General features: G+C 68.5%; 15 protein-coding genes. 7 read left to right on the forward strand and 8 right to left on the reverse strand.

The window, feature by feature from the left end; genetic code table 11:
• Positions 1-6: 6 nt before the first annotated feature.
• Both KCQ71_RS09890 and KCQ71_RS09895 read right to left on the reverse strand, forming a co-directional pair.
• Positions 7-1,110 (reverse strand): glycosyltransferase, encoded by a 1,104-nt coding sequence (locus tag KCQ71_RS09890; protein WP_223405335.1) that lies wholly within the window; start codon positions 1,108-1,110, stop codon positions 7-9.
• Positions 1,103-2,218 (reverse strand): glycosyltransferase, encoded by a 1,116-nt coding sequence (locus KCQ71_RS09895; protein ID WP_223405338.1) that lies wholly within the window; start codon positions 2,216-2,218, stop codon positions 1,103-1,105. Before KCQ71_RS09895 ends, KCQ71_RS09890 begins: the two co-directional genes overlap by 8 nt.
• Before the next feature lie 118 nt (positions 2,219-2,336).
• Between KCQ71_RS09895 and KCQ71_RS09900 the strand changes: the two genes are divergently transcribed.
• Together KCQ71_RS09900 and KCQ71_RS09905 are read left to right on the forward strand one after the other, a co-directional pair.
• Positions 2,337-3,422: a prenyltransferase/squalene oxidase repeat-containing protein gene (locus tag KCQ71_RS09900; protein WP_223405340.1), complete on the forward strand. Its 1,086-nt coding sequence runs from the start codon at positions 2,337-2,339 to the stop codon at positions 3,420-3,422.
• Positions 3,423-3,555: 133 nt separating this feature from the next.
• Positions 3,556-4,905 (forward strand): D-glucuronyl C5-epimerase family protein, encoded by a 1,350-nt coding sequence (locus tag KCQ71_RS09905; RefSeq protein WP_223405342.1) that lies wholly within the window; start codon positions 3,556-3,558, stop codon positions 4,903-4,905.
• On the opposite strand, the gene KCQ71_RS09910 is transcribed toward KCQ71_RS09905, so the two are convergent.
• The 4 genes from KCQ71_RS09910 to KCQ71_RS09925 all read right to left on the reverse strand — a co-directional run bounded on the left by KCQ71_RS09910 (position 4,884) and on the right by KCQ71_RS09925 (position 10,890).
• Positions 4,884-6,302, reverse strand: a complete 1,419-nt coding sequence (locus tag KCQ71_RS09910; RefSeq protein WP_223405344.1) for a glycosyltransferase — start codon at positions 6,300-6,302, stop codon at positions 4,884-4,886. The genes KCQ71_RS09905 and KCQ71_RS09910 overlap by 22 nt on opposite strands.
• Before the next feature lie 171 nt (positions 6,303-6,473).
• The gene (locus tag KCQ71_RS09915) at positions 6,474-7,604 is read right to left on the reverse strand and encodes a glycosyltransferase family protein (protein ID WP_223405347.1); all 1,131 of its coding nucleotides are present in this window, start codon (positions 7,602-7,604) and stop codon (positions 6,474-6,476) included.
• The gene (locus tag KCQ71_RS09920) at positions 7,601-9,085 is read right to left on the reverse strand and encodes a glycosyltransferase (protein WP_223405349.1); all 1,485 of its coding nucleotides are present in this window, start codon (positions 9,083-9,085) and stop codon (positions 7,601-7,603) included. The genes KCQ71_RS09915 and KCQ71_RS09920 overlap by 4 nt, the downstream gene beginning before the upstream one ends.
• The gene (locus KCQ71_RS09925) at positions 9,082-10,890 is read right to left on the reverse strand and encodes an ABC transporter ATP-binding protein (protein WP_223405351.1); all 1,809 of its coding nucleotides are present in this window, start codon (positions 10,888-10,890) and stop codon (positions 9,082-9,084) included. The genes KCQ71_RS09920 and KCQ71_RS09925 overlap by 4 nt, the downstream gene beginning before the upstream one ends.
• A gap of 240 nt (positions 10,891-11,130) precedes the next feature.
• Between KCQ71_RS09925 and KCQ71_RS09930 the strand changes: the two genes are divergently transcribed.
• Positions 11,131-12,087: an SGNH hydrolase domain-containing protein gene (locus KCQ71_RS09930; protein WP_223405353.1), complete on the forward strand. Its 957-nt coding sequence runs from the start codon at positions 11,131-11,133 to the stop codon at positions 12,085-12,087.
• A 1-nt stretch (position 12,088) separates the two neighbouring features.
• Here the strand turns inward: KCQ71_RS09930 and KCQ71_RS09935 are convergent, their stop codons facing one another.
• Positions 12,089-13,258 carry a glycosyltransferase gene (locus tag KCQ71_RS09935; protein WP_223405355.1) on the reverse strand — a complete coding sequence of 390 codons (1,170 nt, stop codon included), beginning with the start codon at positions 13,256-13,258 and terminating at the stop codon, positions 12,089-12,091.
• Positions 13,255-16,188 (reverse strand): FG-GAP-like repeat-containing protein, encoded by a 2,934-nt coding sequence (locus KCQ71_RS09940; protein ID WP_223405357.1) that lies wholly within the window; start codon positions 16,186-16,188, stop codon positions 13,255-13,257. Before KCQ71_RS09940 ends, KCQ71_RS09935 begins: the two co-directional genes overlap by 4 nt.
• A 231-nt stretch (positions 16,189-16,419) precedes the next feature.
• On the opposite strand from KCQ71_RS09940, the gene KCQ71_RS09945 reads away from it, so the two are divergent.
• The 4 genes from KCQ71_RS09945 (at position 16,420) to KCQ71_RS09960 (ending at position 20,833) form a co-directional block, all read left to right on the forward strand.
• Positions 16,420-17,094 carry a glycosyltransferase family 2 protein gene (locus tag KCQ71_RS09945; RefSeq protein ID WP_223405359.1) on the forward strand — a complete coding sequence of 225 codons (675 nt, stop codon included), beginning with the start codon at positions 16,420-16,422 and terminating at the stop codon, positions 17,092-17,094.
• Positions 17,095-17,122: 28 nt separating this feature from the next.
• Positions 17,123-17,575 (forward strand): DUF2304 domain-containing protein, encoded by a 453-nt coding sequence (locus tag KCQ71_RS09950; protein ID WP_223405361.1) that lies wholly within the window; start codon positions 17,123-17,125, stop codon positions 17,573-17,575.
• A 4-nt stretch (positions 17,576-17,579) separates the two neighbouring features.
• On the forward strand, positions 17,580-19,562 hold the full coding sequence (locus tag KCQ71_RS09955; protein WP_223405363.1) for a DUF6541 family protein: 1,983 nt from the start codon (positions 17,580-17,582) through the stop codon (positions 19,560-19,562).
• An 89-nt stretch (positions 19,563-19,651) separates the two neighbouring features.
• Positions 19,652-20,833: an LCP family protein gene (locus KCQ71_RS09960; RefSeq protein ID WP_223405365.1), complete on the forward strand. Its 1,182-nt coding sequence runs from the start codon at positions 19,652-19,654 to the stop codon at positions 20,831-20,833.
• Positions 20,834-20,850 lie beyond the last annotated feature (17 nt).

Genomic DNA, 20,850 nt, shown 5'->3' on the forward strand with positions numbered 1-20,850 from the left:
GTCGGCTCAGCGGGTCAGGATGGATGCCCCCATCATGCGCAGCGGCGCATCAGCCGCGAAGAGTTGGGTGAGGTCCCGTGTCACGAGCGTCGCGGGTCGGCCGTGCCGGCGTCGCTGGAGTGCAAGCGAGATCAGCAGTTCCGCGTCGTCGCGTTGTCCGAGGATCTCGTCGAGGAGCCGGCGGTCGGTGATCGAGAGCACCGCCTCGACGCCCGGCGCGGCGTTGAGCAGACGGCGTGCCACTTTCGCGAGCGCGGCACGCTCAGAAGGCGTCCAGAACTCCGGATCCGTCCGATTGTGAACGGCACCGAACAGGTGGATTCGGATGTACTTCACGCATGCCGCGCGTCGCTGCTCCAACGACAGTTCCTCGAACCACGGCTGCCGCACCAGATGCCGCAGGAATCTGAGCTCGGCCTTGATCGGACGCTGGACGTAGGTGACCCGGTCCCCCGCGTCCTCCCCGATCACGTACGCCGGCCCCCACCGGTCGAACACGGTCTTCCCGCCGAACCACAGCCGGGTCACGAAGCCGACGTCGCCCCCCACCTGGGCGCCCTCCTCGAGCCGCAGACCGAGTCGGATGATGGCGGCCCGGGAGACCAGCCCGAGAGGCGCGCTCCGGTACGAGAGCCGGTCGGCGACCGGATCCAGGTCCCTACGTCGGAGCGGTCGGGTTGGTGGGCTCCGAACGATCCTGTGCTCCAACCCCAGCACGAGACGAGCCATCACAGCGTCCGCGCCGGTCCGCCGCGCGAGCCAGAACCATGACGCGATCGCCCCGGGCAGCAGGGTGTCGTCCGAGCCCATGATGGAGACGTACTCCGCGGTCGCAGCGTCGATTCCCGCGTTGAAAGGTCCTGACGCGCTCCGGTGGGCGTCGGTGTGTTCGAGGAACCGGACCTTGTCGCGGTGATGGGCGTCGAGCAGTGGGCGGATCTCGTCGGCACCGATGTTGTGACAGACCACCGTGAGGCGAACACCCTCGCCGTTGCGGTCGAGCACGGATCTGACGGCCCGCGCGATCGGCCGCTCCCTCGAGTGGACAGCGATGATGACGTCGACCCCGACCTCGTCCGCCGGTTCGTCCACGGTGTCCGGTTCAACCACGATGACCCGCTGCGGCCGCGGCGTAGGCAGCGACGTATCCGGCTCCCACGCGGGCAGCCGAGAACGCGTCACCGATCGTGCCGGCGACGTCGGAGGCGTTCAGGTGCCGGGTCCGCCGCTCCGTCTCGACGATCGCGTCCGCGTACGCCTCGGCATCCTGGACGTCCACCAGGGTGCCGACCTCAGGGCGGATGTACTCCCCCTGCCCCCCGGTGGCGCCCACGACCACCGGCCGTCCGTGCACCAGTGCCTCTGCGGCCGAGACGCAGAAGTTGTCCGCTCTCGTGGGCAGGAAGAACAGGTCTGCGGCGTCGAGCGCCGCCGAGACGCCCGCCGAGTCGGCGGTCCCGGCGAGTCGGATGAGGTGGCCGACCTTGCGCTTGCGAGCCCGCCGGACGACCTGGTCGTGCAACTCGCCGCCGCCCACCCACGTGAGCTCCGCCGTCACCCCCCGGCGCGCGAGCTCCGCGATCGTGTCGACGGCGAGGAGCGGGTCCTTGCGCTCGACGAGGCCGCCGACGGCGACCAGTCGCATCGGCGCACGTGGCCGCATCGGTCGTGGCGTGAGGTGTTCGCGCGGTGGCACTATGCATGGCACGACGGCGGTGGCCGCGTCGCCGCGGACGGCACGGATCGGGGCGGCGAGGTATTCACAGACCCCGGTGACGACGTCGGGCATCCGCAGCAGCGGCTTGAGCAGGGGCAGCGCCGCCCGCCCGGCCAGTGGAAGCGTCGCCGGCGTGGTGAGGCCGGACCAGTGCTCGGTGTGCACCCAGGGCACGTCGGGGCGGTGCATCCGGAACGGCAGGAGCGACGAGAACGCCATCGTGTGGACGACGTCCGCACCGGCTAGGAGTACGCCTAACGAACGGGCGACGGTCAGGATATCGAGCGGGGAGCGGGTGGACATCGGCACCCGCCGGACCCGGATGCCGTTGTGCGTGAATGCACGAGAGCCGTCGTCCTGGTGCGGCGGGACGAGGTGCAACACGTCCACCGAGTCGATCCCCGGCCGCGCGGCGATCGCGGCCACGTCCTTCTCCACGAACGCGCCACTGCTGGTGGCGCGTTCGGTGGGGAACCAGGTTGTGACGGCGACGATCCGCATACGCTGAAACTATCCGATCGTCGAGGATGAGGCTCTCGAGCCCGTGCCTGTGTCGATTCGACCTCGCGGTGTCTGAGAGACTTACGGTGCCCCCGGCCATCAAACCTCCTGGAGCGTCATGCCCGCAACCATCCGCGCCACGGTCGGCGAGCTGCTGGACACCTACCAAGGTATGGATGGTTTCTCGACGGACGAACACCACGATGAAGTTCAGCAACACCCTATGGCCGAGGCCAAGTACGTCCTTGCCTGCGTCGAAATGTTCAGAAGCTCGCTCATGAGTGAGGACGAACTGACCACTCGCATGGTGGAGTCGTTGACGCGCCTCGAGGCTCATCGGGTGTGCGACGCCGGTGTTACCGGGTGGGGCCTCGGCTTCGCCTACGACGCCGGTTCGGCCGATGAGACGTATGTGATCACGACTGCACTAGTGCTCCACGCACTCCACAGCGTGGTGAGGTTCGCGCCCGCTGCGGCTCCTCCGGGATGGCACGAGCTGCTGCGGTCGGCCACTGGTTACCTCCTCCGGGCAGCGCGACTGGAGACTTCGGACGGTGACCTGATCGCCTACTCTCCGGGCAATGCTCTCCCGACCTACAACGTCACCGCGATGTGGAGTGGCGTCCTCACCCAGGTCGTCGGGCCGCGCCACCCCGACGCGGCCAGCATCCGACAGGTGGCGAGCGACCTCCTGGGACGTCGCATCCCCGGGGGAGGTTGGACCTACGGACCCGGATCCAGCCGCGCAGACCTCCTTCACACGTGCTACATCGGCGTCGGGCTGACGATGGCGCTCGCCGACCGCACCGACGAGCTGGACCGCATGCTCCTTGAGGACATCCTGCGATTCAGCCGTGCCCCCATCTGGGTCGATCGTTACGATGTACACGCCCTCTCCGACCTCCTGACGGGTCAGGTGCCAGGACTCAAACGAACAGTTCACGTGGTAGATGGGAACGCCCTGGTCGGCTTCGATGCACCCGCCCGGTCTTGGTCGATGGGCGAACTCCTTGTCGTCATCTCCGAGGCGGCTGCTCGCCCCACGACGGGACGCTACTGGATGACCCAATTGCGCCCGTTGGCACGATCGACCATTGACGAGCAACTGCCAGAGACCTGGTTCCGACACTCGATGCACATAGCGCACGGCCTCGCGAGCACACTGCGCGTCCTTCGTGCGGATCAGGACCGACGTGCGGCCTGACCTTCGCCGTTGGCTACGGGCACGCCGACGCCCGTCCGGGGCGATGCATCGAGGACCTGGCGAGTCGGTTGCTGCCTCGTCCGCGGATCGTCGAATCGACGCCGTCGAATACGAGCCGGATCGCTCGCCCGACATGCCCCCGTTCGTCCACTTCGCAAAGATGCAGGACTTCTACCGTTTCGAGTTCCTTCCTGACGGCTACCCCGGTCGCGCAGAGCCTGATGGGTCGGTCTTTCCACACCCCATCTATGGCACCTATGCACTCATTGACTACCTGAAACAGTATGCGAGGGAGCCACGACCGGAACTGCTGCACGCAATTTCGCGCGTCGCTCACGCCGCAATCTCGCGCATGAGCGAGTTCAACAACTCCCTTGTGTTCTGGTACGAGGCGAATCCGAGCATTGGTGCCCGCCTCTATGCGGACCACTACTCCGGATTGACACAGGCATACTACGCAGTGCAACTGGCCCGAGCCGGCAGGGTTCTTGAGGACGCTGCGGTACGCGCTGCAGCGGAGTCCGTGTTCCGCAGCCTCCTGGTCCCAGCCGAAGACGGCGGCGTGCTTCACAGCACGCCGGCTGGCCCAGTGATCGCCGAAGTCCCACAGACGCCGAACAGTTGGATCCTGAACGGTTGGCTCTCGGCGCTCGCTTCTGTGCAGGAGTTCTCCGACATCACTGGGTTGGCGGAGGCCGGAGACCTCCTCCACGACAGCACTCGAACCATGGCACGCGTTCTCCACCTATATGACGAACCGGTGAAGCGGACCAGCCGATACGGCCTGACCGGTTTCGTGTACCTTCGCCTTCGCTTCGAAAACCGCCCACAGTCCCTACAGGACGTGACCCTGTACATCGCCGGCGAGCGGGACATCGTACTCCCAGTCGGATCAGGCACGCGTTGGCAGCCCTACGTCTTTGCCGCGGACATGGTGGGCACCACTCCCAAGGCGACGACAGTTCGGTTCAACGCAGTCCTCTCGCTCGCGAGTGCGCCAGAACCCAACCGGGTCGGCTTCACGGCCATGACGGACCAGCCGGCAACGGTGATTCTCGAGGTGATGCTCGGCACATACGAGCCGACTGCATCGTCACCCGTGAACGCTCAGTGGAAGGAAGCCGGCAGGACCACGATTCCTTCAGGGACCTCACACTGCATCCTCGATATCCCGCAAGCCGTCGTCGACTCGACTGTCTATCCCACCAACTTCGCCAAGAGGATCGATGGGCAGAACGTCAACGTCTACCACAGCATCCACATTCAGCGACTACGGCAGCTCCACGGTCGGACCGGCGTCGACGACCTCCGCACGTGGGCGGACAAGTGGCACGGATACATCACCGACTGGGCGACGATGCCGACGTACGCCGGGCTGGCCTTCCGGGACCCGATCAGTGGGAAGGTACGATCCGTGACGGACCAGCTTCCGCAGCCGAGTGGTTCTGGGTCGGGAACTGATCAGCCAGTCACGCGCAAGTAGAGCTCCCTCAGCTTGACCTCTTGGCTCTCCCAGGAGTACCCGTTCTCGAGCGAACTCCTTGTGATCGTCGCGCGATACTCGTCCAGCGATCCGAAGACCTCCTTGAGCGCCCTCGCGCAGTCGGCGGAATCACCGAAGGAGAATGTCTCGCCCACGCCGGTCCGCCGCACGAAGGCGCCCATCTCCTGAAGGTCGCTGACCACGATCGGCAACCCGGCGAAGACGTAGTCGAACAGTTTGTTCGGCAGGGCCATCTCGTGGTTCGGGATGTCACCGATCATCGGGTGCACCCCGACATCGGCGGAACGCAGATAGCTGAGCACCTCCTCGGGCTTCACAGGATCGAGCAGGTGCACCCGGTCGGCAACGCCGAGCTCGGCCGCTCGTCTGGCCAACTCGCGTGAGAGCTTGTGCGTCACGCTGGGGACACAGACGATGGCAAGGTGCATCTCCGGCATGAAGGTCAGTGCCTCGACCACGGTTGCGACGCCTCGTTTCTGTGCCGTCGAACCGGAGTACGCGAGGAGCGGCACATCGCTGGCCAGACCACAATCCGTGCGGATGTCTGACGGCGCCTCCGCGATATCCCCGACCACTGGGGCGTTGAGAACTACCGTCGGACGGTCCCGTAGTCGGTAGACCCGTTGCAGAGCGTCCGCGATCGACTCACTCACTGTGATGACCGAATCAGCAGCCCTGATGTAGTGCCTTTCCATCTGGGCCCACGCGCGTCGTTGCCGCTCGGAGGTACGCACCGCACCGACCACGAACTCATGCGCGTCGTAGATCAACGTGGGCCGGGCTCTGTGTGCACGCATGTGGTTGGTGGCGTTGACCGCTGCCTTGAGGACGTGAGCGTCGTGAGCGTGGATGATGTCAGGCTTCTGCCGCCAGATCTCACGCGTGAAGGACAGGCTCAGGTCAGAGAACTGGGTCACCTCGTGACGCCAGTCCAGCCGCCGCGGAATGGCATCGGGATCGGACTGCTGCTCCCAGTACCGGCGGATGCGCTCTTCCCTGCGCCCTTGGAAGCGAACCCGCCATTCGAAGAACAGCCGGCGCAACCTGAGCACCGCGCGTACGGGACGCGGGTACCGAGACGCGCGCAACCCCGCCAGCGTGTTCTGGTAGCGAGCCCATTCGAGATCGGACTCCGAGATGAATCCGGGGAAACCCGACCGATAGGCCCGGCGCTCCCGCTCCAGCCTCGCCTTCGTGGCCGTCATCCCGTAGGGCAGCGGAATGCCCAATGTCGTGACCTCGCCGAGCCTGCCGCGAACTGGCTCCGTGATCCCTTGCAGGCCGTAGAGCAACGTCACATCAAACCCGAGCTGCTGGACGGACTGCGCGGACTTTCGAACGCGCGCATCGGCAGCGATGTCGTGATTGACGATCATCACGACCTTCCGCCGATCACCCCGCTCGGCTCTCATAGCCTTCGGTACAAATGCCACAGTTCACGCCCCGTTGTCTCAGTGAAACGATTGTCATCCTAGGTGCTGCCGAATCGGTCCATTACCACGCCGGCCACCGGCCCGCTCGTTCACGGTGTTGGGTGCGTCACCAGGTCACTGCACCGACCGGGTCAGGCACGCCAGAGCAGACTCCCATGCGCTCACCTGAGTGCCCGCGGAGAGCTCCGATGCGGCTCCATGCGACGCCCACTTCCAGTCGCGGATCAGCCGTTCATCGAGGCCCTCCAGCGCATCGGCCAACGAACGCGGGTTGAAGCCCTCCGTAACCGCACCCAGAGAGTGCTCGCGCACGAGCGCCGCCATCTCGGGCGATGGTCCGACCATGATCCCGACGCGGGCCTGGACGTAGTCGAAGAACTTGTTCGGCAGGGTCCACTCGTAGTTGAACGTGACGGGCGGCAGCACGAACACCCCGACGTCGTAGTCGTTCAGTGTCCGGACCAGATCGGCATAAGGCACCGGGTCGTGCACGGTGACGCCGGGCACCCCCGCTGCCTGCGCCCGGATCTCTGCGAGGTATGTCGGGTCGTTCGGCATCAGGTACAGGTCGAGCGTCACATCGGCCCGTGTCAACCGCACGGCATCGATCATCAGCCCGAGGTCGCGGTTGCGGCGGGCGTTGCCGGAATGCACGAGACGCAGTGGCGTGTGCACCGGGGTCGGCTCAAGGTCGTGGAACGGGGTGGCGTTCGGCACCACGGTCGCGTCGATGCCGAACTCCCGCAGGTACTCATCGGCCAGTCCCTGTCCCACGGTGGTCACCGACGCCGCCCGAGCGACGTACTCCCGGCAGAGCCAGCGGTAGTAGGGGGCCACGAACAGCCGCCAGCGCCAGGACTCCTCGTTCTCACGGGGTGCGTACTCGTGCAGGTCCACGTGCACCCCGGCTCGCGGGCGCAGGCTCAGCGCCAGCGGCACGGTGTCGGCGTCGTTGGCGAGGACCACGTCGTGGCCCCCCGTCGGCAGAACTGACCGCAGGTGCGCGATGACCGCGTTGGTGCGCTGCACGGCGCCATAGTGGCGCAGGATGAGGGCACGGCGGTCCTTGTGCCAGGCGACCAGGTGCGAGGGGATCTCATGGTGGGCCGCAACGCCGTCGGGCGCAGGCCCGTACCCGACCGTGGTCACGTCGTAGGTCTGCGTGAACAGACGAACCTGCTTGAGGACCCGCGCGTCCTCGTGGATGGGCGAGAAGGCAATGATCAGGAGCGACGGTCGGCTCACGGCCCCGCCTGTAGGATGCGCCGATAGAGGCCGAGCAGGTGCTCGACCTCATGTTCCCAACTGAGGTCGGTGGCGGCTGCTCGCGAGGCCGCCCGGTACCGCTCGGGGTTCGCGAGCACCTTCGTCATCGCCGCCGCGAGATCCTCGGGCCGGTCAGAGTCGAAGACGACGCCGACGGCGTACTCATTGACGATGCCTGCGGTGTCCGGGAGATCCGCGGCGGCGATCGGCAGGCCTGCGTGGATCGACTCGAACAGCTTGTTCGGCAGCGAGTAGTAGTAGCTCAGGCAGGTGGGTCGCACGTACACGACGGCAAGGTCGCCGTCGGCCAGCGCGTCCGCGACCTCGGCGGACGGGACCCTACCGACGAAATGGACCCGATCGCCAAGCCCTGCTGTGCGGGCGCGCGCGGCGAGTGGTTCGACGTAGTCGGGTTCGCCGTACCCGAGAAGCGCGAGGTGGACGTCGCGGTCCATCAGGGTCAGGGCCTCGATCGTCTCCTCGATACCGCGGTTCGTCGTGAGCCGGCCGCTGTATGCGATGACCTTGGTGTCCGCGGGTAGTCCGGCGAGGTCACGGAGACGGCCGGTGCCGGCCGCGTTCGGCCGGTCACGGCCCGCGGGGATATTCCGGACGAGCACCGGGAAGCGGTCCAGTCCGTAGGTGCGCTGGAGCCACCTGGCGATGCTCGGGGACACGGTGATGACCCCTGCGGCGCGGCGGATGGCGAGGCGCTCGATCAGATGCTCCACGTGGGGTGCCACCGGACGCTTGCGGACGTTGCGATGGCGCCACAGTTCGTGGGCGTCGTAGATCATGCGTGCGCCGGTGCGACGGGCGATCACCATCGCTGGAGCGAGTGTGTTGCCGTCGTTGGCGTGGACGATGTCCGGTCGCCAGCGCGGTACGGCTCCGACGGCCCCCGCCCAGTACACGGCGAGACTGACGGTCCGATAGACCTTGAGCCAGAGATCGAAGACCGTAGCGAACGCCCGGGCGCGCAAATGCGCGGTCTCAGTCGGTTCAACCAGCGGCGGCTGCGCCCCCGCGAACGCAGATTCCGGCGCGATCGTGCTCTCCGTGCTAGACGGGCCGCGTGCCGTGGGGACCTCCGTCGCAGAAGCCTCATCGCTCTCGGCCGCGAGGGCGTCGTCGGCCTCCTCTGCCGGGCGTACCTCGCCACGTTCGGCGAGGCGGTTCACCCGCGCCATCACCCAGCGATGGGCACCGGCCAACCACGGCGCGGAGCGGGCCAGCTCGAACTCGGGCAGGCGCTCGAGTTCCACGCCGGTCTCGAGTCGTTCGGTCGTGACCGGGTAGCCCGAGCGGGACCGGGCCACTGCAAAGATCTTCACGACTGCACCGGCCGCGTGCAGGCTCGCCGCGGTCTTGAGCACCCGGGAGTCGGCGTGCGCATCGTTGTAGACGAGCACGGCGACGCGGGCGGGCCGGCCGTCGACCCGCAGGTCCTGCGCCGTCACTGTGGCTCGATCTCCCCGGTCAGGCCGGCCAGAGCAGCCTGCTGGGCGAAGTCCGCCTCGGCGGCGACGACCTCGTCGAACGTGCCGTGTGCCACGAGCTCCCCGTCGCGCATGAAGCACACGATGTCGCTGTGCCGGATCGTGGCGAGCCGGTGTGCGACCACGACCATCGTGACGTCGCCGCGCAGTTCGCGGATCGCCGAGGTCACGGCCGCCTCGGTGGAGGTGTCCAGGGCGCTGGTGGCCTCGTCCATGATCAGCACGAGGGGATCGTTGTACAGGGCCCGTGCGATACCGATCCGCTGCCGCTGGCCACCGGACAGGTTCAGCCCGCGCTCGCCGATCCGGGCGTGGATCCCGCCCTCGCGCGCCTCGATCACGTCAAGGATCTGCGCCCGGGCCAGCGCGCGGCGGACCCGGTCGGAGTCCACCTGCTCCGGGATCCATGTCAGCGCCACGTTCTGCGCCACGGTGGAGTCGAACAGGGAGACCTCCTGCGGCACGTAGCCCACGCGGGATCGCCAGTCGTCGAGCACGGTGCCCATCGGGGTCCGCCCGACCAGGATCTGCCCCGAACTCGGCTCGAGCAGACCGAGCATCAGGTCTACAAGCGTCGACTTGCCCGAGCCCGAAGCACCGACGAGCGCCAATGAGCTCCCGAACGGGAGCGTCATGCTCACCCCGCGGACTGCCTCGGTCGATCCGCTCGGGTAGGTGAAACTCACATCGTCAAGTCTGAGTCGGTCCGCCTCGGCGGGGATCGGTGCGGTCGTACCCGCGGCGGGCCTCCCCTCGCGGCGCTGATCGCCCTTGCGGATCTCGTCGAGGACCTGCTGGGCGAACGGCATCGAGGCGCCGGTCTGCGCCATGATCGACTGGAATCGGGTCAGTGACGGCACGATCCGGAACCCGGCCACCCCGAAGAGTGCGACCGCGCTGAGGGCACCCGTGACTCCGTCCTGCAGATATCCGACGCCGCCCCCGATCGCGAGGCCGCCGATGAGGCCGGCCTCGAGGACGTAGCGGGGCACCACGCCCAGGAACGACATGTTCGCCCGGGCCTGCGAGCTCTTCAGACGCACTTTCCGCACAACGCCCGCCACCTCGGGCCCCTTGCCGCGCAGGGTGATCTCCTTGAGCGAGTGCACCATCTCGCTGACCAGGCGGACCGAACGGGTGGAGTAGTTCCGGTTCACGCGGCCGGCCTCCACGGCCTTGCGGAGCACCCACAGGTACAGGAACGCACCGATGATGCCGAAGTACGCGATGGCCACGAGTGCGATCACCGGCTGGGCGATGATGAGAACCATCAGCACGGCCACGAACGTGAAGATCTCGCCGGACAGCATGGCGGCCGGAATGAGGACACCGGAAACGGTGGTGGCGACCCCAACGTCCGTGGAGCGGACCAGATCCGTGGAGTTGCGCCCGAGGCGGTCCGTCCACGGTGACTCGAAGAACGCGTTGAGGAGCTGGCTGCCGAGGTCCTGTTCGAACCGGGCGAACCGGCGGGTGGCGAAGTACTGCAGGGTGATCGCGCACACGCTCTTGGCGATGATCAGAGCCCCGACGATCACGAGCATGTTCCGAAAGTCGGCGGGCTCGCTGAGCGTCCAATCGAGGACCGGGACGGTCAGCTTGGTGCCGGAGATCATCGGGGCCATGGTGATCGCGAGCAGGCCTAGGGCCGCCACGTCGAGGATGGACAGCGCCGCGGACAGTGCGGCGAAGGTCACGATGAAGCGAGAACTCCCGCGCGGCAGCACGGCGAGCAGGTCACGAACGATGCGCCACAGGGCGGCCATGCCTCACCTCCGCCTCCTTCTCCGAACCTGAGCATCGGAGTCCGCACCAACGGACCCTCGGGACGCCAGCCTAGAACGCCGGCACGGCTCCATCGCACGAACACATGCCGGGGAGGCTCCGGCACCCGGGGCGCCTGCGTGGCAGCGGACGCGCTTTCGGGAGTCCTTCGCACGCAATTTACGGCCGTCTGGTCGCTCCGGTGACACGATCTCAGGGTTCGCTCCGCATAGGGTGGCCCAGTGACCGTCGACGTCCGGAGGTTGATGGGGACCCGCACCGGTGCGATCCTCAGGGTGGTGGCCATGGGCCTTGTCCTGGCGATGACCTGCGTCGCCGGGAACCGGATCCTCGGCTCCGAGGGCGTGAAAACGGGTCAGGTCACCGCCGTTGGCCACGCGGTCACACAGGTCGGACGCCAGGGTGTGCCGAATGACCTGACGCCGTCTCTCGAGGAGGCCGGTGCCGACCAACCGAGCACGTACGGCACCGGTTGTCACCTGCCGGTTCCAGGGACCGCTCCGGTCGGGTGCACGAGTGGCTCGCAATCGGCACAACTCGACGTCGCTCTGTTCGGGGACTCCCATGCGGCGAACTGGCACCCGGCTTTGGAAGCCCTCGCGGCGCGCGGGGACATGTACGTCACCTCTCACACCAAGAGTGGCTGCCCGGCCTACCATGTGTCCGACGACTACATGACCGAGCCGTATCCGGAGTGTGCAACCTGGCGCGAGGGCGTCCTCACCAGGATCGAGGCGGACCCGCCGGACATCGTGGTGATGTCCGGCCTCCCTCGGGGCACGGCGGCCCAAGTGCCGCTGCCGGAGTGGAGCGCCGGTATCACCGCGACCGTCCGAAGACTGTCGGTTGTCACCACCGTCCTGGTGGTCGCGGACACGCCGAACTTCGAGGTCGCCCCCGTCGCTTGCCTGTCCACCAACATGGACGACTATGGGGCCTGCGATCCGCTGCGGGCCGACGCGATCAATGACGAGTACGCCGCCGAGGAGCGGGCCGCGACAACGGCCGCTGGCGGCGCGTATGCAGACCTCACGGACCGCTTCTGCACGGACACTTGTCCTGTCATCCAGCAGAACATCCTCGTGTACCGGGACGACCACCACCTGACCGCGACCTTCAGCGCCTCGATGGCGGACGTCCTCGGCGAGGCCATCACCTCGGCCCTCGCGACCTCCTAGCTCAGCCGGCCGCTGCTCCGCCCGCACTCAGGACAACGTCCGCGCTCCGGCGCGCCACGGCTCGCAGGGAGCGATTGGCTTCGACCCAGCGGGCTAGACGGCTCCCCTCGTTGTCCGGGGGCTGGTGGTCCAGTGCGGCGATCATCGCCTCAGCCACGGCGTCGACGTCATATCGGCAGCGCCAGCCCATTCCCTCGCTCTCGAGGAGTTCGCCTGCTTCCCCCGGGCCTGCGTACACCACCGGCGTGCCCGTGCCCAGCGCGGCGAGCACCTTTGTCGGGAACGCGAAGTCGTATTTCTGCCCAGGTCGCAGCGACACGACGGCGGCCCGTGCCCCCCGCAGCCACGCAGCAGACTCCGCCGGGGGTGCAAGCAAGTGGAAGTCAACCGACCTGGGCGCGAGGTCGCGCGCCAGATCCTGCAACCTCGGCCATGAACTTCCCTGCCCAAGGAACACCAGGCGCGCATCAGGGTGCTGCTCCAGCACTTGCGGCATCGCCCGAACGAAGATGTCGGCGCCCTGCCACTCCGACGCCGTGCCGGCGTACAACAGGAACCTGCCCTCGCCCCGGGACTCGCCCTCGGGCGTGAACACGGTGGTGTCCACGCCATTCCCCACGGTGACCACCTCGCGGGCGCCAAGCTCGCGCACCCGGGCGGTGACGCCGTCGGACACGGACAGCACGGCCCGCGCGCCCCGCAGCACCGATCGCTCAAGAGCGCGCACAACCCCCACCACGAGCCGGGGCGCTCCGGTCGACTCGGTGGCGTCGGACCAGACGTCCGCCGCATTGTACACGTACGGGATCCGACGCAGTGCGCACACGAGACGAACCACTGCGCCGGTGGTCGGTGGCGGCTCGACCACCACCACCTCTGGTCGCGGTGTCAATGCTAGGCGGACCAGCAGTGGGAGGTCGAAGCTCATGTACTCCAGGTACCCACGCACGTACCCGGTGCGGTCGCGCCGCACGGGCCACCGGAGCACCCGCAGTCTTGGCGTCCCACCCGGGTCGGTCAGGTCGGCGCCCTCCGGTGGAATGACCGTCAGAACCGTGACGTCCACGGCCTCGGCGAGCGCCGCCGCAAGTGCGGAGAGCCGGAACGACGCAGCGGAGACCTCCGGTGCGAAGATCCGGCTGACCATCGCTACCCCGGACCGGCGGCTCAACTCACCTCGGCACCGCTCGGCACCGTCCCGACCAGTCGTCCCGACAGGAATCGGCCGAGACCGTTGCCGGGATACAGCATGATCTGGCCGGACGTGGTTACCGCGACGAGGTCCGAGACCCCGTCGGATGTGACGTCGTTCACCCCCACGAGCGAGTTGAACGAGCCCCAGCCGGAACCGATCTCGGTCGGTCCGACCGCCAAGCCTGCGCCCGTTCCGTTGTAGAAGTGCAACCGCGTCCCAGCGCGGGCGATCAGGTCCACGGCACCGGCACCGTTCCATTGGCCCACGTTGGCAAGTTGGTAGATGCTCGGTGCGTTCGTCATGACGAGGACGCTCGGGCTGAACGTGCCGGTCGGGGTCGCCGAGTAGAGCCAGGCCTTGGCGTCGGCGCGGCTGTACGCCACGATGCCCGGCAGTCCATCACCGCGCCAGTTGCCCGCCCCGACGATCGCGTCGAAGCTCTGCCACCCATTGCCGATCTGGGTACCGGTGGCGGCGAAGCGTCCGCCACCGGTGCCGAGGTGGAGCATCAGAGCGCCGCTCGCGCGGCGGACGACCAGGTCCGCCCGACCATCTCCGTTCCAGTCGCCCACGGGCACCACGTCCAGGTCACTGGCGGCCACGGTGATCCCGGTGGGTGTGAGTTCGGCGTATCCGGGCGCTACCGCTCCGTACGTGGCGCGGTACAGCACCCCGCCGGTGTCCAACCGATAGAAGATTCTGCCCGCGGATCGAGCACCGGCATCCAGGATCATCGTGGTGCCGTTCCAGCCCGTGTCGAGGACGCCTCGCGGCCGGACAGTACCGGTGCCGCTGCCTGGATAGATCAGGAGTTCGCCGGCCTGCGAGACAGCGACCAGGTCGGACCGGCCGTCACCGGTCAGGTCGGCGACCCCAGCGGTGGCCGTCACGCCGTTCCAGGATGAACTCACAGTCACAGTCCCAGTTATCGCACCGCGGCCGTTGGAGGAGTATGCATAGAGGTGCCCGTTCGAACCGTGGACACCGAGGATCGTGGGTCGACCACCGATGAATCCATCGGCCATCGAGATGGACTCCATACCGTTCCAACCGGAACCGATCTGAACACCTCTGTGGAAGTTGCCCCGCCCGTCAGAGGCGTAGAGCCACAGAGTGCCGTTCGTGTGCCGGGCCAGGAGGTCGAGGTGCCCGTCCCCATTCCAATCGTCACCCCCGATGAGGAGGTTGAACGCGGTCCACCCCCAACCGACTCGGACGCCGTTGCTCACGCTGCCGTCGGGGCGTCCTGCATACAGGAGCAGGCTGCCGTCGGCGGTTCGCAGCATCATGTCGACCGTGCCGTCGCCGTTCCAGTCGCCGGCGATGGTCGTGCGCGATGGTGTCCAGCCATGGCCGATCCGCTCGACGGTCCAGTCCAGTGTTGGCGCGGTGGACATGAGAGAGACGTTGGTCCCCTGCCGCACCACAAGATCTGCGGCTCCGTCCCCGTCCAGGTCCCTGTTCAGCTCGCGGTCCGAGAACGAGCCCTGATACGCCGCGATCCGATTCTTCAACTCATCCAACCGCGAATACATGTACTGCCCGGGGCAGGTCGTCTGTTTCGCGTCCCGGTGCCCCACAATTCGGTTCCAGGTGTTCCCGTCGAACGTCGTCGTACCGTGCGGGGTGGTGCCGTGGATCGACAGCTTCCACGCGGCCACCCGGGCGACCATGTCGAACAGCGCGGTGGGCACGGCAACCGTGTCGTAGTTCCCGATCAGGGAGATGCCGGCCATGTTGCCGTTGAGTCCCGTGGCGTGGGCGCCGATGATCGCCTGGTCGAGGCCGCCGTAGCGTCCCTCCCAGGCTCGGCCGAACCGGTCGACGAGGACGTTGTAGCCGATGTCCCCCCAGTCCCGGCCCCATTCCTCCGCGTGGTAGGCGTAGATGCCACGCAGGATCGAGGGCACCTGGCTGGACGAGTAGCCGTTCACGCCCGCAGTGTGGTGGATATCGATCCCCGTGACTCGGCCCACTTCCGGTGCCCAGGTCCGGATGCTCTCGTCGGCGCCCCACTGGGCTCGCGAGTAGATCGTCGGCCGCGCCGTCGCGGTCGTGGACATGGCGGCGGCGGTCACGGGAGCCGAGTCGGCCGTGGAGGTGCCCGGGTCGATGACGGAGAGGTTCGCACCGGTGGGCGCGGCCTCGGCGGTCGTGAGCCTGACCTCGATCTGGCTCGCGTCCACGACGGCGAGCGGTTCGGTGCCCTGACGGTCGGTCAGGTCCTCGTCGGCGAGCCGGTTGTCGATCTCCAGCTCCTCCCACTCCGTCCAGCCGTCGGTGGTCAGAGTGCGCACGTCGACGGCGAGGTCGGCCGGCGCCCCGGCGTCCCAGGTCACGCCGACGACGGCGAGCTCGGGGGTGTCGGCCGCGGCGATCACGACGGTGTCGGTGGACTCCGGGGAGTCTGTCTCGGGAGCCTCGGTCGGCTCGTCCGCCGGAGCCTCGGTCGTCTCCGGCTCCTCGGTGGACTCGGGCTCCTCGGTTGCCGCCGGTGCCTCACTCTCCGGGGCCTGCGTCTGGCCACCGTCGGTCGCTGTCAGCTCCTCAGCTCCTCCGACCGTGTCGTCGGTGCCGTCCTCGGCGTCGGTGAGGCCCTGCGACTGGATCCCGAACGGCGCCGCCTCATCGGTCTCAGCAGGCTCGTCGCTCGTGGCCGCCTCGTCGGTCCCTACGGCGCCACCGGACTCCGCCGTGTCACTCTCCTCCGCCGGAGCGAACGTCACGAGATCCACCTCCGACTCCACCGGATGGGCGTCGTCGGAGACCTCAGCGGTGATCTCCTCGGCGCTCGGGACGTCTTCCGATTCGACGGCCGGCTGGTCGGCCGGTGCGTCGTCGGGTTCGGCCTGGGCGGGTGCGCCGACCAGGAGTGCCAGGACCAGGGAGGTGGAGGTGGTTGCCACGATTGCGGACAAGGTACGACGACGGGCCGGGCGCATGAGCTACCTCACAATGACGGGATGGTTCGGGTCCAGAGTGCCAGAAGCGCGGTCGGCGCACCTTCGGCGCCGCGCCGAGGGCCGCCCTCCGCGGCCCCCGGCACGATCCCCGTCCCCACCCCCTGTGACGAACCACGCGCGGAGAACGTTGAGTCGTGGGCTGGGCGGATGTCGCGGCCCTGCCACAATGTCCGCATGCGCGCGAACGACGACACCTGGCTCGTGGTGCCGTTGTACAACGAGGCCACCGTGATCGGCGACGTGATCCGGGCGGCCCTGCCGACGTTCGCCAACATCGTCTGCGTGGACGACGGCTCCACGGACTCCTCCGCGGCCGCGGCCCGCGCGGCGGGCGCGCTGGTGGTCCATCACGCCACCAACCTGGGCCAGGGTGCCGCCCTGCAGACCGGCATCTCCTACGTGGTCACGCAGACCGACGCCGCCTACCTGGTCACCTTCGACGCGGACGGCCAGCATCAGGTCTCCGACGCCGAGGCGATGGTTGCCCTGGCCCGCGAGGAGGACCTGGCGATCGTGTTCGGCTCACGGTTCCTCGACGACCGCACGAAGGCCGGTTTCCTGAAGAAGGTCATCCTGAAGACGGCCGTGTGGGTGACGAACCAGAGCACCGGGCTGCGCCTGACCGACGCCCACAACGGCCTGCGGGTGATCCGCCGGGACGCGGCCGCTCGGGTGAACCTCATCCAGAACCGGATGGCGCACGCCAGCGAGATCGTCCTCCAGTTGGGTCGGACGCGGCTGCCCTGGCGTGAGTACCCCGTGCACGTGCTGTACACGGAATACTCCAAGGGCAAGGGACAGTCCGTCCTGAACTCGGTCAACATCCTCGTCGACCTGGTGTTCAAGTGAGCTGTCGTCAAGTGAGGAGGTAGGCGCCATGGAGAAGATCTGGATCCAGCTGATCCTGCTCGTGGGCGTCGCCGTCGTGGCGGTGACGCTGACCCGATCCACCGCGGACGCACGCCACCAGGCGGTGCGCCGGGTGCTGTTGGTCGGCTTCGTGCTGGTGGCTGCCTCGGCGATCCTGTACCCGACGTTCCTGAGCCAGCTCGCCCGCCTGGTCGGGGTCGGCCGAGGTACCGACCTCGTGCTCTACGCCCTCGTCATCGCGTTCCTCTCCTACGTGGCCACGATGTACCGGCGGATGAAGATGATGGACCGGCAGGTCACGGCGCTGACCCGCGAGATCGCCCTCGCCAAGGTGCGCCTGGAGCAGGCCGGCTACCCGACCGGCCCGACCGAGACCATCGATTCGGCACCGCCGCCCGCCCTTGAGCCGGCCCCCGGGCCGACCCCCACCGGGACCGACCCCGCAGAGCGGCGGCCCTGACCACGTGCCCACCACCAACGCCTTCCTCGCGCTGGCAGTGTTCGGATTCGGGATCCTGCTGCTGTACGCCCCCGGGGTCCTCACCCTGCGCCTCGTCGGCCTGCGCGGGCTGAGCCTCGCCGCGCTGGCTCCGCCGGTGACGATCGCGGCCCTGTCCCTGACGGCGATCCTGACCCGGTTCGCCGGGAAGGACTGGGGTCTGGTGCCGGCCACGATCGGCCTTGCCGCCACGTTCGGCGCGGCCCTGGTGCTGCGTGCCCTCGGCATCGTGCTCACCCCCGAGCACGTGCCTGGCGCCCGGAGGTTCAAGACGGTCCTGGTCGTCGGCCTGGCGGCCGGCCTCATCCTCGCGGTGGTGCCGGTCGCCGTCGGAGCCGGCGGCGTGGACTCCCTGCTGCAACGCTGGGACGCCGTCTATCACCTGAGCGCACTGCGACTCATCGAGGAGACCCGGTCGGCATCGTCGCTGACCGTCGGCGCCCTGTCCTACGGGACCGGACAGGCACACGTCTACCCGGCCGGGTGGCACGCCTTCGCGTCCCTGTTGCCGCTGTCCAGCCCGACGGCGGTGCTGAACCTTGCCGGGACGCTCACCGCCGGTCCGGCGTGGGTCTTGGGCTGCGCGGCGCTGGCGCGCCGCGTGTGGCCGCAGCTGCCGCCCGCACCGGCCCTGGTGGGTTTCGCCGCCGGGCTGATCACGGCCACCCCGATGAGCCTGTGGGTCGGGTGGGGGCACCTGCCGAACGCGGCGGCGCTCGCGATGACCCCCGGCGTGCTCGCGTTCGGGATCGGCGTCCTGGAACGGGCCGGCGTCTCGGCGACGGCTCGGTTCGGGTCCGGCGTCGATCCAGCCGGTTCCCCGGGCCCGGGCGGGGTGACCATCGGCTGGCAGCAGCACGCCGCCGGTGTGGTGGTCCTCGCCGCCGGAGCCGTCGGCCTGGGGCTGACCCACCCGAACGCCTTCCTCGCCCTCGCGGCCCTGGCGTTGCCGGTGGCCGTGGTCGCCGTGGACCGGATATCCCGCACGGCGTGGGCCTCGGGACGACGCCCGGCGGCCGTCGTGCTGCCCGCTGTGGTGGCCGTGCTCACCGTGGGTGGCGCGCTCGCATTCGTCAAATCCCCACTGGCCGGCGCCGTGACCGGCTACGTCGGTGACGAACCAGACGGCCCCGGCGCCGCCGTCGGGGCGGTCCTGATCGGCTGGTACGAGCTGTGGCCGCACGTGGTGACCGCAGCGGTGGTCATCGGGGCCCCGTACGGCGCGGTGCTGGCGTGGCGTCGTGGCGCGCCGTGGTCGGCAGGCATGCTCGCGGTGGTGTGGCTGCTGTACGTCGATGCCGCCATGGGCGGACCGACCGGGGTCTCCGCGCTCTGGTACACGAGCCCCGCGCGGGTGAGCGTGGTCACCGCAATGGTGACCGTGGTGCTGGCCGTCGGCGCCCTGGTGCACGCGGGCGCCGCGGCTGCCCGCCGGTGGCCGGCCGAACGCAGCCGGGCGATCGCGGCCGGCGCCCTCGTGGTGCTGCTCGCCGCGGCGATTGTCGCGTCGTCGGTGTACAAGGCCGAGCGCACCGCGAAGCTCTACGACCCGGCTGCCACCGGCGTGCCCCGGTTCGTGACTGCCGCCGAGTTGGAGATGCTCGCCGACCTGGACCTCGAGCCTGGTGCCGCGGTGCTCGGCAGCCCGTTCTCCGGTGCACCGCTGTTGTACGGACTGCGCGGGGTGCCGGTGGTGTTCCCGATCGCCGGGCAGGTGTGGTCCCCGGCCCAGCAGACCATCATGGACGGTCTGGACGACCTCTCCGACCCGGAGGTCTGTGCGGCGCTGGAGGACCTCGGCGTGCGGTACCTGTACCAGGACTCCCGCCCGTACCAGGCGTCCGGCGACTATCAGCGGCTGGACGACCTCGAGGTGCCCGGTTCGGAAGTCGTCGCGGAGGCGGACACGGCCCGGATCCTGCGCCTGCCGGACTGCGCGGAAATGTGACCGGGGTCTCCGGCCTGCACAGAACCTCCCCTGGAACGGCGCGGCTGGTCCGCCGGTCCGGTGCCGGGAATCCGTACGATCGTTGATCGATGCCTTCCACCGAGAACTCCCCGCGCCCTGCCCATGGTCGGCGCCGCGCACCGCGGCACAGCCGGCGACTTCGGCGCACCCACGTGCTGCGTGGGGTGCTGCTCGCGCTCATCGGCGTGGTCGCGTTCACCGGCACCGGGGCGGCCCTCGCCTACAACTCGTTGCAACGCAACATCGACCAGCACGACCTCTCCGCAATCCTCGGCGACGAGCGTGAGAGCGAGGCGGCGCAGCCGGGCGACCCGGCCGAAGGTCGTGCCTACAACCTGCTGGTCCTCGGTTCGGACACCCGGGTGGGCGACAACGCCGACTACGGCGAGGCCGAGGGGCAGCGTTCGGACACCACGCTCGTGGTGCACATCTCCGCGGACCGGTCCCGGGTGGACGTGATCTCGATCCCGCGTGACCTGATCGTGGACATCCCCAGCTGCCCCCTGCCGGACGGTTCCTCGACCGGCGAGTCCTCCGACCAGCGCTTCAACGCGGCCTTCGCCTACGGCGGCCAGACCGGTGACACGGCCTATGCCGCAGCCTGCGCGATCCTGACCGTGGAGGAGATGACCGGCCTGTTCATCGACGACTTCGTCGTGGTGGACATGGAGGGATTCAAGGACATGGTGGACGCCATCGGCGGCGTGGAGATGTGCTTCGAGGAGGCCATGGTCTCCCCGGAGGCCAATCTGGACATCGCCGCGGGCTGCCAGACCCTCGACGGCGAGACCGCCCTCGCCGTGGCTCGGGCCCGCAAGGGCGTCGACGACGGCAGCGACATCAGCCGGATCGGCCGCCAGCAGGAGCTCCTGACGGCGATGGTCGAACAGGTGATGGCGAAGAACCTGCTCACCGACTCGAGCGCGCTCTACCAGTTCCTGCAGGCCGCGACCGCGTCGCTGAGTACCAGTGACGGCATCGGCAACATCACCTCGATGGCTGGGCTCGCGTACTCACTCAACGGCGTCGGGATCGACAACTTCACGTTCGCCACCGTGCCGTTCGACTGGTCCGGAAACGTGGTCCTCCAGAACGCCGACTCCGAGGCGCTCTGGGAGTCGGTGGTGGCCGACCAGCCGCTGGTGCTGCCGCCGGACCCCGAGGCCACCGACGGCACCGCGACCGACGGCTCCGGGACCGACGGCACCGCGACCGACGGTGGCACCGGGGACGAGACCGGCCAGGGTTGAGCGCCCGCTGCGTCCGT

This window comes from Occultella gossypii (assembly GCF_019947135.1).
GTDB classification, from domain to species: domain Bacteria; phylum Actinomycetota; class Actinomycetes; order Actinomycetales; family Beutenbergiaceae; genus Occultella; species Occultella gossypii.

What these genes read in the sequence shown, in the direction of transcription:
- KCQ71_RS09895 (WP_223405338.1), bottom strand. Translation starts at nt 2,218, where the DNA reads ATGCGGATCGTCGCCGTCACAACCTGGTTCCCCACCGAACGCGCCACC.
- KCQ71_RS09900 (WP_223405340.1), top strand. Translation starts at nt 2,337, where the DNA reads ATGCCCGCAACCATCCGCGCCACGGTCGGCGAGCTGCTGGACACCTAC.
- KCQ71_RS09905 (WP_223405342.1), top strand. Translation starts at nt 3,556, where the DNA reads ATGCCCCCGTTCGTCCACTTCGCAAAGATGCAGGACTTCTACCGTTTC.
- KCQ71_RS09910 (WP_223405344.1), bottom strand. Translation starts at nt 6,302, where the DNA reads ATGATCGTCAATCACGACATCGCTGCCGATGCGCGCGTTCGAAAGTCC.
- KCQ71_RS09925 (WP_223405351.1), bottom strand. Translation starts at nt 10,890, where the DNA reads ATGGCCGCCCTGTGGCGCATCGTTCGTGACCTGCTCGCCGTGCTGCCG.
- KCQ71_RS09945 (WP_223405359.1), top strand. Translation starts at nt 16,420, where the DNA reads ATGCGCGCGAACGACGACACCTGGCTCGTGGTGCCGTTGTACAACGAG.
- KCQ71_RS09950 (WP_223405361.1), top strand. Translation starts at nt 17,123, where the DNA reads ATGGAGAAGATCTGGATCCAGCTGATCCTGCTCGTGGGCGTCGCCGTC.
- KCQ71_RS09960 (WP_223405365.1), top strand. Translation starts at nt 19,652, where the DNA reads ATGCCTTCCACCGAGAACTCCCCGCGCCCTGCCCATGGTCGGCGCCGC.